Below are 11324 nucleotides of genomic sequence, written 5' to 3'. Positions count from 1 at the left end.
CGCCTGCCCGCAGCACAGAGCGTCGAAGACTACGAAGCGCTGCTGCCGTGGAACTGCTCGCCGGCCTCTGCCTCGACTTCCTGAAAACAAACTCTGTCTGGCGGACGGGGTTTATGGAGCGCTTACCGAGCAAGCCGGGCAGTGGCGCATCGACGGCGACCCCACCGAGGGCGCACTGCTGGTGCTCGGCGGCAAGACCGGCCTGACCTCGCAGATCGCCGCCGACACCTGGCCGCGCCTGGATTCGATTCCTTTCGAGTCGCAGCACTGCTTCATGGCGACCTATCACCAGGACCGCGATGGCGAACCCTGGATCTTCGTCAAGGGCGCGCCCGAGCGCGTCATGGAGATGTGCAGCAGCCAGTTGGGTACGGAAGGTGAACAGCCGCTGGCCCCCGACTACTGGCGGCGCATGGCCACCGACATCGCCGCCCGTGGCCTGCGCCTGCTGGCCCTGGGCTACAAGCGTGCGCAGCCGGTCCACGACCAGCTCGCCATGGACGACATGCAGGCTGGTTATTGCCTGCTGGCCTTGGTCGGCATCATCGACCCACCGCGCGAGGAAGCCATCGCCGCCGTGGCCGACTGCCACCGCGCCGGCATCCGCGTGAAGATGATCACCGGCGACCATGCCGAGACGGCGCGGGCCATCGGCGCCGAACTGGCTATCGGCGTCGGCAAGCCCGCCCTCACCGGCGCCGAAGTGGCGCTGATGGATGACGCCGGCCTGCGCCAGGTGGTGCAGGAGGTCGACGTGTTCGCCCGCGCCAGTCCCGAACACAAGCTGCGCCTGGTGCAGGCCTTGCAGGATTCCGGGCAGGTGGTGGCGATGACCGGCGATGGCGTGAACGACGCGCCCGCGCTCAAGCGCGCCGATGTCGGCATCGCCATGGGCCTCAAGGGCACCGAGGCGGCCAAGGAAGCCTCCGACATGGTGCTGGCCGACGACAACTTCGCCACCATCGCCGCGGCGGTGCGCGAAGGCCGCGCGGTCTACGACAACCTGAAGAAATTCATCCTCTTCATGCTGCCCACCAACGGCGGCGAGGCGCTGGTGATCATCGCCGCGATCCTCTTCGAGCTGACCCTGCCGCTGACCCCGGCGCAGGTGCTGTGGATCAACATGGTGACCTCCAGCACGCTCGGCCTGGCGCTGGCCTTCGAGCCCGCCGAGCGCGGCATCATGACCCGCCGCCCGCGCCCGCCCGGACAGGCGCTGCTCAGCGGCTTCTTCGTCTGGCGCGTGCTGATGGTGTCGGTGCTGATGATGACCGGCGCACTGGGCCTGTTCCTCTGGGAGATGAACAGCAGTGGCGACCTGGAAACCGCCCGCACCCTGGCGGTCAACGCGGTGGTCATGGCCGAGATGTTCTACCTGCTCAACAGCCGATCGATCTTCGCCCCGGTAACCAACCGTGCCGGCCTGACCGGCAACCGCTACGTGCTGCTGGCCATCGCCACCTGCATCCTGCTGCAGCTGGCCTTCACCTACACACCGGTGATGCAGGGGCTGTTCGGCTCCACCGCACTGTCACCGCTGGAGTGGCTGAAGGTACTGGGCGCCGGCTTGCTGGTGTTCTGCGTCGCCGAGTTGGAGAAACTGCTGATGCGCCGCACGCCGCTGGCATCCCGTGCTTAAAGCCAGCCTGATGCGAGTGAAAATGCCATCACCCCTTTGCGCATCGCTCCGGGGCTTCTGCTAATGTCTGTACTCATGGCCATGAAGCCTCTTTACCTGACATGAGTTCCACTGCTTGCGATAAGCACCGGCCCGGAAAAAGGAAATTCTCTTGACCGAATTGCGCAACAGACTGTCGCGAAAGCTGCTACGTGTAGTCTTGCTGTCTGCCCTGGCCGTTGGGCTGGTACTCAGTAGCGCACAGATCGTCTTCGAGGCCTACAAGACCCGCCAGTTGATCGAAGCCGAAGCGCAGCGCATCCTGCGCATGACCCGCGACCCGTCCACCCAGGCGATCTATAACCTGGACCGGGAGATGGGCATCCAGGTCATGGAAGGCCTGTTCCAGCACGAATCGGTTCGCAAGGCCTTCATTGGCCACCCTGACGACGAAACCCTGGCCTACAAGACCCGTCCGCTGCTGGAGTCGTCGTCACGCTGGCTGACCGACCTGATCCTGGGCAGCGAGCAGGCGTTTTCCGTTGCCCTGGCGGGGCGCCCGCCCACCAACGAATACTACGGCGATCTGCATATCACCCTCGATACCGCGCCCTATGGCGAAGTGCTAATCGACACCTCGATGATGCTCTTCCTGATCGGTATCCTGCGTGCGCTGACGATGGGCCTGGTGCTCTACCTGATCTACGAATCGCTGCTGACGCGGCCACTGACCAAACTCATCGAACACCTGTCACGCATCAACCCGGACCATCCCGGCGAATACAAGCTGCCGATGCTCAAGGGCCACGAGAAGAACGAGCTGGGCCTGTGGGTCGAAACCGCCAACGGCCTGCTCATGGCCATCGAGCGCAATATGCAGTTGCGCCGCGCGGCGGAAACCAGCCTGCAACGCATGACCCAATACGACCTGCTCACCGGCCTGCCCAATCGCCTGCAGCTGCAGCAGCAACTCGGCCACATTCTCAGCGAAGCCGAACGCCTGCAGCGCCGTGTCGCGGTGCTCTGCCTGGGCCTGGACGATTTCAAGGGTATCAACGAACAGTACAGCTACCAGAGCGGCGACAAGTTGCTGATAGCCATGGCTGATCGCCTGCGCAGCCAGAGCGGTCGCACCAGCGCACTGGCGCGCCTCGGCGGCGACCAGTTCGTACTGGTGCTGTCCGGCTTCGAGGAGCCCTACGCAGTCGCTGAACTTGCGCAAAAGCTCCTCGATGACCTGGAGAGTCCCTTTACTCTCGACCAGCAGAGCATCCGCCTGCGCGCGACCATCGGTATCACCCTCTATCCCGAGGACGGTGGCAGCACGGAAAAGCTGCTGCAGAAAGCCGAGCAGACCATGACCCTGGCGAAGAGCCGCTCGCGCAACCGTTACCAGTTCTACGTCGCCAGCATCGACAATGAAATGCGTGAGCGCCGCGGCCTGCAGAAGGACCTTGCCGAAGCCGTCCAGCGAGGCGAGTTCCACCTGGTCTACCAGCCGCAGATCGACTATCGGCTCAAGCGCATCACCGGCGTCGAAGCCCTGCTGCGCTGGTCGCACCCGAGCGGCAGATTCATTCCGCCGGATGTCTTCATTCCGCTCGCCGAACAGAGCGGCAGCATCATCGCCATTGGCGAGTGGGTACTGGACCAGGCCTGCCGGCAACTGCGCGAATGGCATCAGCTGGGGTTCAGAGATCTGCGTATGGCGGTCAATCTTTCCGCCGTGCAACTGCACCATGCCGAGCTGCCAGCGATCATCAGCGGCCTGCTCGATACCTATGACCTTCCCGCCGAAAGTCTTGAACTGGAAGTCACCGAAACCGGCCTGATGGAAGACATCTCCGCCGCCACCCGCAACCTGCACAGCCTGCGCCGCTCCGGGGCGCTGATCGCCATCGACGACTTCGGCACCGGCTACTCCTCGCTCAGCTACCTCAAGAACCTGCCGCTGGACAAGATCAAGATCGACAAGAGCTTCGTGCGCGACATGGGCGCCGACGAGGGCGATGCGAGCATCGTCCGGGCCATCATCCAGTTGGGCAGGAGCCTGGGCATGCTGGTCATCGCCGAAGGCGTGGAAACCGAGGATCAGGAGCGCTATCTCATCGACGAGGGCTGCAACGAAGGCCAGGGTTATCACTACAGCAAGCCCCTGCCCGCCGCGGAGCTGCTCAGCCTGCTGCAGCACTCGCTGCGGTTCGAGCAGGGCGTCACTTCCGAAACCCTGTGACAGGCCGCTGAAACCGCGATCAGGCCAGCCGGGAGGCCAGCAGCAGCGCCCCGCACAGGCACAGCAGGGCGCCGCCAGCGGCCTGCCAGCGATAACGCCGGGCCAGCACGTCCTCGCCATGGCTGGACAACACGAAGGGCAGGCCCGGTGCCGGACGCGCCAGCCGATGCTGCGCGGGGCGGGCACTGGCGAGCCGATGACGATCTTCCGCTTCGAGCCTGGCGGCCAGCCGCACGCGATGCCATTCAGCCGGGTCGATCTGGCCGTCGCCATTGCTGTCGAAACGCTGCAGCAGGCCGGCGTAATCTCCTTTCCATTCCCTGAGAACCTGCCCTTTGGCTGCCTGTCGATCGAACCCCTGCCGGCCACCGCCCGCCGTGCGGAAATCGCCGATGGCATACAGGGGTTCGCCCGCGTGCAGGCGCTCCTCGGTGTAGCGATAACGGCGACTGCCCGCGAGCCAGGCGAGCAGACCGGTGGGCGGCAAGCCTCCGGGATGACGCTGGCTGCCGCTCCAGCGCTGTCGCCGCGCCGGCAACACCTCGGCGCCGCGTGGATCGATCAGGCATTCGCCGGTGGCATCGGCCAGGCGCAACGGCTGTTCGCTGCTACCGCGCTCGATGACGCGCCAGCTGCCGTTCTTGCCGTTGGAGCGATACTCCTCGATGCGATAACGCCACCAGAGGCAGGGGCTGCCTGTCAGCGGCGCCAGAAGCCCCGGAGCCTCGGCAAGCTCATACAGGATGCCGGTCAGCTCGACGTAGCCCTGAGCCGCCGAGCGAATCCGCGAAGTCGGCGTATCCAGCAGGTGGCGCGCCTTCGTCCAGCGGCTCACCCACAGCCAGCCGCCGGCCAGGCACATCGCAGCGCCAACACCGACCAGCAGCAGCTCTCCGCTGTCCATGCTCATCTGCTCCTGCTCAGCCGAACAGCGTCTTGAGATCGACGTCAGCCTTTTGCGCCTCGCTGAACTGCAGCAGCTCAGCCGGACCAAAGCCGAAGGTCCGCGCCAGCAGCACGTCAGGGAACTGCTCGATGCGCACGTTGTTCAGATTGACGGATTCGTTGTACAGCTCGCGGCGGTCGGCGATGCCGCTTTCCAGGCCGCTGATGCGCTGCTGCAGATGACGAAAGCTCTCGTTAGCACGCAGCTCGGGGTAGTTTTCGGCGAGGGCGAACAGGCGCCCGAGGCCCATGCGCAGCCCCGTCTCGGCCTGCCCCAGGGCGCCGATATCACCCTGCTGGCGGGCGCTGGATACGGCATTGCGGGCGCTGATCACCTGCTCCAGCGTGTTGCGCTCGTGCTGCATGTACTGCTTGCAGGTCTCGACCAGCTTGGGCAGCTCTTCATGGCGCTGGCGCAGCAGCACATCGATGTTCGCCCAGGCCTTGCTCACACCATGCTTCAGGCGCACCAGGCCGTTGTAGAGAACCACCGCATAAGCGGCGACGAGGAACAGCACGACCAGTACCACCACAGCACTCAGACTCATCAGGCTTCTCCATGAAGTCCGGATTTGACAAACGGCCATTCTAACGGCACCCGCCGAAGCGAAACGATGCGCGGAGCACAGCACGCAATTCTTTGTACAAAATGAAAATCTTTCGCATTATGATCCGTCTCCGATTGCCGCACTTCGGCCACCGCACTCCACCCTCACGCACGCAAAGGAACCCGCCATGCCACGTACTCCTCTCTGGGCCACCGCCAGCCTCCTGGCCGCCGCCATTTCACTCGCAGGTTGCGGCGACGACAAAACGCCAGCCCAACAGGCCGCGGCACCGCAAACCACGACCCAGAGCGAGCCGGTAGCGAGCGCGCCAAAGGCCCTGAACGAGGAAGCGGCACAGGCGGTGGTCAGCCACTACGCCGACATGGCACATGCGATCTTCAGCGATGCCCACGCCACGGCGCTGAAGCTGCAGGAGGCCGTCGACGGCCTGCTCGCCAACCCCACCGATGAAACGCTGCAGGCCGCCAAGGAAGCCTGGCTGGCCGCGCGCGTGCCCTATATGCAGACCGAGGTGTTCCGTTTCGGCAACCCGGTGGTCGACGAGTGGGAAGGCCAGGTCAATGCCTGGCCGCTGGACGAAGGCATGATCGACTATGTCGAGGGCGACTATCAGCACGCTCTGGGCAACCCCGGCGCCACCGCCAACATCATCGCCAACCAGCAGTTGCAGATTGGCGAAGACAGCATCGACGTCAGCAACATCACCGGCGAGCTGCTCGCCAGCCTGAACGAACTGGCCGGCTCCGAAGCCAACGTCGCCACCGGCTATCACGCAATCGAATTCCTGCTCTGGGGCCAGGACCTGAACGGCACCGAGGCCGGCGCCGGCACACGCCCGGTCAGTGACTACCTCGAAGGCGAAGGCTGCACCGGCGACAACTGCGACCGTCGCCGGACCTACCTCAAAGCCGCCACCGACCTGCTGGTCAGCGACCTCGAAGAAATGGTCGGCGAGTGGGCGCCCGGCAATACGGGCAACTACCGCGCCAGCCTGGAGGGCGAGTCCGCCGAAAACGGCCTGCGCAAGATGTTCTTCGGCATGGGCAGCCTGTCTCTGGGCGAGCTGGCCGGCGAACGCATGAAGGTCGCTCTGGAAGCCAACTCGCCGGAAGACGAACACGACTGCTTCAGCGACAACACGCACAACTCCCACTATTTCAACGCCCGCGGCATCCGCAACGTCTACCTCGGCGAATACCAGCGCGTGGACGGCAGCACGCTCAGCGGCCCGAGCCTGGCGTCGCTGGTCGATGGCATCGACCCGGAGGTCAACGTCACACTGAAGACCGACCTGGAAACCACCGATGCCAAGCTGCAGGTACTGGTGGTCAGCGCCGAAAATGGCGAGGCCTTCGACCAGCTGATCGCACCGGACAACAGCGAAGGCCAGGACAAGGTCCGTGCCGCCATCGCCGCGCTGGTGCAGCAGACCGCCTCGATCGAGAAGGCCGCCGCCGCGCTGGGCATCACCGACCTGAACCCCGACACCGCCGATCACGAATTCTGATCCGGCATCGCGACATGGAAGGGCGGCGCAATGCCGCCCTTCTCACACCAGAGCTGGTCGACTCCGCCCGCGCCAGCGAATGCAAATACCTCTTATTAAGCTTCCATTGAACTGTTAAGATGCCGGCCCTCAAAGGCCCAGGTACGATCCGATGCACCCGCTCTTGCCCTCCACCGCCGCCCTGCTCCTGGCGCTGGGCCTTGTCGCCTGTGAAGATCAGGCGCCGCGCTTCGGGCAGGCCGAGCCGGGGGAAGCGCTGTCCGCTGGCAGCGCCACCGTGATGAAGTTCGACCAGAACGCCTTCTCCATGCCTTCGGCCAATCTTTCGCCGGTGCGGCGGCTGGACTTCAGTGTCGGCAACAGTTTCTTCAGGAATCCCTGGGTCATCGCCCCGGCCTCGACCACCGCCCGCGACGGCCTTGGCCCACTGCTCAATACCAATGCCTGCCAGAACTGCCACATCAAGGATGGCCGCGGTCACCCCGCGCTCGCCGGCAATGGCAATGCCGTTTCCATGCTGGTGCGGTTATCGATTCCAGCCGGCCCGGAACATGCCGAGGTGGTCAGGCAGCGCGGCATCGCACCGGAACCCACCTACGGCGGCCAGCTGCAGGACATGGCCATTCCCGGCGCGGCGCCCGAAGGCAAGGTCCGCCTCAGCTACGGCACCCATACGCAACGCTTCGCCGACGGCTTCGAAGTGGAGCTGCGCACGCCACATCTGGAGATCAGCGAACCAGGCTACGGCCCGCTGCATCCGGAAACCCTGTTTTCCATTCGCGTGGCGCCACAGATGATCGGCCTCGGGCTGCTGGAAGCCATTCCCGAAGCCGCGCTGCTGGCCAATGCCGACCCGGACGACCGCGACGGCGACGGCATTTCCGGTCGCCCCAACCGGGTCTACGATCAGGTCACAGGCCAAACGGTGATCGGTCGCTTCGGCTGGAAGGCCGGCCAGCCGAATCTCAACCAGCAGAATGCCGACGCCTTTTTCAACGACATGGGCCTGAGCACCAGCCTGTTCAGCGGCAGCAGTTGCACGGAGCAGCAAGCCGACTGCCGCGCGCTGCCCGACGGTGGCGAGCCGGAGGTCAGCGACAACATCCTGGCCCAGGTCCTGTTCTACACCCGCAACCTGGGCGTTCCGGCCCGGCGCAAGGTGGACGATCCGCAGGTCCTGGCCGGCAAGACGCTGTTCCACCAGGCAGGCTGCCAAAGCTGCCACACACCCGCCTTCACCACCGGCGATGCCGCCGAGCCCGAACTGGCCAACCAGCTGATCCGCCCCTATACCGACCTGTTGCTGCACGACATGGGCGAGGGGCTGGCCGACCACCGCCCGGAGTTCGAAGCCAGCGGCAGCGAATGGCGCACGCCACCGCTCTGGGGCATCGGCCTGACGGAAACGGTCAGCGGCCATACCCAGTTCCTGCACGACGGTCGCGCGCGCAATCTGCTCGAAGCCATACTCTGGCACGGTGGCGAAGCCGAGCGCTCCCGGCAGGTCGTGCTGGGCTTCGCTGCCGAGCAGCGCAACGCCCTGCTGGCCTTTCTCGAATCGCTCTGATGCCCCATAAAACTGCTGTCAAGGAACCCCATGTCCGCCAAGCCGATCTTCCGCGCTGCAAGCGCTGCCGCCCTGGGCCTGCTGCTCAGCGCCTGCGCGCCCTCCGATCCACTCACAGAAACCAGCAAAGCCCTGACTGATGACGTATTGCTGCCGGCCTACGGTCACTGGGCCGAAGCCAACCGGCGCATGGCCGCCAGCAGCATTGCGTTTTGCGCGGGCAACGAAGAGCTGGACGAAGCGCGCCAGACATTCGTCCAGGCACAGCTCGCCTGGGCTGGGCTACAGCCGCTCCTGGTCGGTCCCATGGGCGAAGGCAATCGCGCCTGGCAGGTACAGTTCTGGCCCGACAAGAAGAATCTGGTCGGTCGCCAGGTCACCGCATTGCTGAAAAGCAAGCCCGACCTGACCCGTGCCGATCTGGAAAATGCCAGTGTCGTGGTCCAAGGCCTTTCGGCCTATGAATATATTCTCTATGACCAGGCCGTCGACCTGGCCGACCCTGAAACCAAGGCGCGCTATTGCCCGCTCCTGCAGGCCATAGGCGAGCACCAGCAGCAGCTTGGCGCCGACATGCTGCAGGCCTGGCAGGGCGAAGACGGTATGGCCTCGCAGCTCGGCCATTTCCCCAATGAACGCTATGCCGAGTCGGAGGAAGCCATCGCCGACCTTCTGCGTGTACAGGTCACCGCTCTGGACGGCCTGAAGAAAAAACTCGGCGCCCCGCTTGGCCGGCAGACCAAGGGCTACCCGCAACCCTTCCAGGCCGAAGCCTGGCGCAGCGATGCCACGCTCGGCAGCCTCGACGCCGCCCTCGCTGGCGCCCAGCAACTGTGGCAGGGCAGGGATGACAAGGGCCTGAAGCAACTGATCCCGACCGCTGAGGGTGAGCTGGCCGGTCGTATCGATGCCGCCTATGCAACGGCTCGCCAGCAGCTGGCCGGACTCGACCAGCCGTTCAGCGTGCTGCTTGCCAACGAAGCGGGACGCGAACAGCTCGATACGCTGTACCGCAATATCGACACACTGCACCGCCTGCATCAAAGCGAACTGGCCAAGGCGCTGGGCGTACAGATCGGCTTCAACGCCCACGACGGGGACTGAACATGAAACGTCGCGCCTTTCTCGGGCTGGGTGGCACCCTGGCCGTAGCGTCCGCCATTGGCGGCTGGAGCCTCGCGCGCAACAGCGGGCAGCCGCTGCTGCTTTCGGCACGCAACGATGCCGATGGTCGCCACTACGCGGTCGGCTATCGGCTCGATGGCAGCTGCGTGTTCGCCACACAGGTGAACGAGCGCTGCCATGACGTGCATACCCATCCCTACCTGCCGCTGGCGGTTTTCGTCGGGCGCCGGCCAAGCCGTGAAAGCTACCTGATCGACAGCCGCGACGGCAGCCTGCTGCAGGTTCTGGCAACGCCCGAGGACCGTCACCTCTACGGCCACGGCGTGTTCCACGCCAGTGGCGAGTGGTTCTACACCACCGAGAACGATACCCGCGATGCCGGTCGTGGCGTGCTCGGTATCTACCGTGTCGAAGAGCGAAAACTGATTCGCGTTGGCGAGCATTCGACCCACGGCATAGGCCCGCACCAACTGCTGTGGATGCCCGATGGCGAAACCCTGGTGATCGCCAATGGCGGCATCCGTACCGAAGCCGACAGTCGCGAAATGATGAACCTCGACGCCATGGAACCGAGCCTGGTGCTGCTGCAGCGAGACGGCACCCTGGTCAGCAAGGAGCAACTGCCCGAGCGAATGAACAGCGTACGCCACCTCGCAGTCGCCGCCGATGGCACCGTGGTGTCCGGGCAACAATATGAAGGCGACCCTCTGGATCAGGCGCCGCTGCTGGCGATCAAGCGGCCTGGCCAGGCCTTCCAGCCCTTCCCGCTGGGCGAGGCACAGCGCCAGACGATGAACCAGTACACCGCCAGCCTGGCGATCAACGATGAGCTACGCCTGCTGGCAGTCACAGCGCCACGCGGCAACAAAGTCCTGCTCTGGGATCTGGACAACGCCGAGCTGCGTCAGGAAATCCACCTGCCCGATTGCGCAGGGATCTCGGCGACGGAACAGGGCTTTGTGGTGAGCGCCGGTCAGGGACGCTGCAGACTGCTCGATTGCAGTGGCAAACGCGTTGTCAGTACGCCGCTTGAGCTGCCTGCGGGCCTATGGGACAACCATCTGCGCCTGATCTGAGGGGCGGCCCCCGCCGATTCGTCACGCCCGCCTCAGCCTCGTCCCACCAGGCTTTGCGACATCCCATAGAGGAACAGCAGCAGATCCTGGTCGGGCCGCGTTTCAACCGCCGAAGCCTGGACCAGACGCGGTACCGGGCAGTAATCGGCTAACGCACTGCGCGCCACGACCTTGGCATTGGGCTCGCTCCAGGCTGCCGCACACAGCGAGGCGATACCCAGCGCGCCGATCAGAAACAATCCTCGTGCCATTTCAAGCTTCATCGCGCAAGCCTTTGTTATTGGGTGAGTTGAGAGCTCACCTTAGTTCAAGGATTGCACAGTTGCCGAAAAAGTGACCGGCGGTCAAACAGCACACTGAAAAGCATCGACCAACTGCTCGCAGACCAGGCGAATGCGCATCACGCACGCATAAAAAAGTCTATGCACCCATTACGGGTTGTCGCGGCTGCGTTCTGAAAGTCCGTAGGAGCGGGCCCTGCCCGCGAATATTCAGCGCAACAGCTTCGCGGGCATGGCCCGCTCCACGGGAGACGTCCATCCGCAACAACCTGCCAGTGTCTAGTCCTGAAATAGGTTTACACCGATTCAGCTAGATTTCGGTACTAAAACGCCCGATGCACGGCATCGGGCGTTTTGTATTTCAGAGACAGATGCGGTCGTTCCGTGTTGTAGACCTCGATGG

Annotated in this window: 8 protein-coding genes and 1 pseudogene; 6 read left to right on the top strand and 3 right to left on the bottom strand. The window is 64.5% G+C overall.

Translation table 11 applies throughout. From position 1 onward, the window contains the following. Positions 1-121 precede the first annotated feature (121 nt). Positions 122-1639, top strand: a pseudogene (locus G7020_RS22880) (HAD-IC family P-type ATPase); the annotation flags it as partial. A 151-nt stretch (positions 1640-1790) separates the two neighbouring features. Further along, positions 1791-3851 carry a putative bifunctional diguanylate cyclase/phosphodiesterase gene (locus G7020_RS22875; RefSeq protein ID WP_181087151.1) on the top strand — a complete coding sequence of 687 codons (2061 nt, stop codon included), beginning with the start codon at positions 1791-1793 and terminating at the stop codon, positions 3849-3851. A gap of 19 nt (positions 3852-3870) precedes the next feature. On the opposite strand, the gene G7020_RS22870 is transcribed toward G7020_RS22875, so the two are convergent. Both G7020_RS22870 and G7020_RS22865 read right to left on the bottom strand, forming a co-directional pair. Continuing rightward, positions 3871-4755 (bottom strand): GIDE domain-containing protein, encoded by an 885-nt coding sequence (locus G7020_RS22870; RefSeq protein WP_181087150.1) that lies wholly within the window; start codon positions 4753-4755, stop codon positions 3871-3873. A 16-nt stretch (positions 4756-4771) separates the two neighbouring features. Beyond that, positions 4772-5344 (bottom strand): LemA family protein, encoded by a 573-nt coding sequence (locus tag G7020_RS22865; protein ID WP_181087149.1) that lies wholly within the window; start codon positions 5342-5344, stop codon positions 4772-4774. A gap of 187 nt (positions 5345-5531) precedes the next feature. On the opposite strand from G7020_RS22865, the gene G7020_RS22860 reads away from it, so the two are divergent. From G7020_RS22860 to G7020_RS22845, 4 genes are all read left to right on the top strand, one after another. Then, positions 5532-6872, top strand: coding sequence for an imelysin family protein (locus G7020_RS22860; RefSeq protein ID WP_181087148.1), 1341 nt, complete (start codon positions 5532-5534; stop codon positions 6870-6872). Positions 6873-7023: 151 nt separating this feature from the next. Continuing rightward, complete coding sequence (locus G7020_RS22855) at positions 7024-8439, top strand: di-heme oxidoredictase family protein (RefSeq protein ID WP_181087147.1); 1416 nt, start codon at positions 7024-7026, stop codon at positions 8437-8439. Positions 8440-8469: 30 nt separating this feature from the next. Next, positions 8470-9543: an imelysin family protein gene (locus tag G7020_RS22850; protein ID WP_181087146.1), complete on the top strand. Its 1074-nt coding sequence runs from the start codon at positions 8470-8472 to the stop codon at positions 9541-9543. Positions 9544-9545: 2 nt separating this feature from the next. Next, positions 9546-10640, top strand: a complete 1095-nt coding sequence (locus G7020_RS22845; RefSeq protein WP_181087145.1) for a DUF1513 domain-containing protein — start codon at positions 9546-9548, stop codon at positions 10638-10640. A 32-nt stretch (positions 10641-10672) separates the two neighbouring features. On the opposite strand, the gene G7020_RS22840 is transcribed toward G7020_RS22845, so the two are convergent. Further along, positions 10673-10903 carry a hypothetical protein gene (locus tag G7020_RS22840; RefSeq protein ID WP_181087144.1) on the bottom strand — a complete coding sequence of 77 codons (231 nt, stop codon included), beginning with the start codon at positions 10901-10903 and terminating at the stop codon, positions 10673-10675. Positions 10904-11324: the final 421 nt, after the last annotated feature.

Origin of the sequence: Stutzerimonas stutzeri, from assembly GCF_013522825.1 — a bacterium.
GTDB lineage: Bacteria > Pseudomonadota > Gammaproteobacteria > Pseudomonadales > Pseudomonadaceae > Stutzerimonas > Stutzerimonas stutzeri_AK.
Note: the sequence above shows the minus strand (reverse complement) of the source record. Positions and strands in the feature narration are given on the sequence as shown.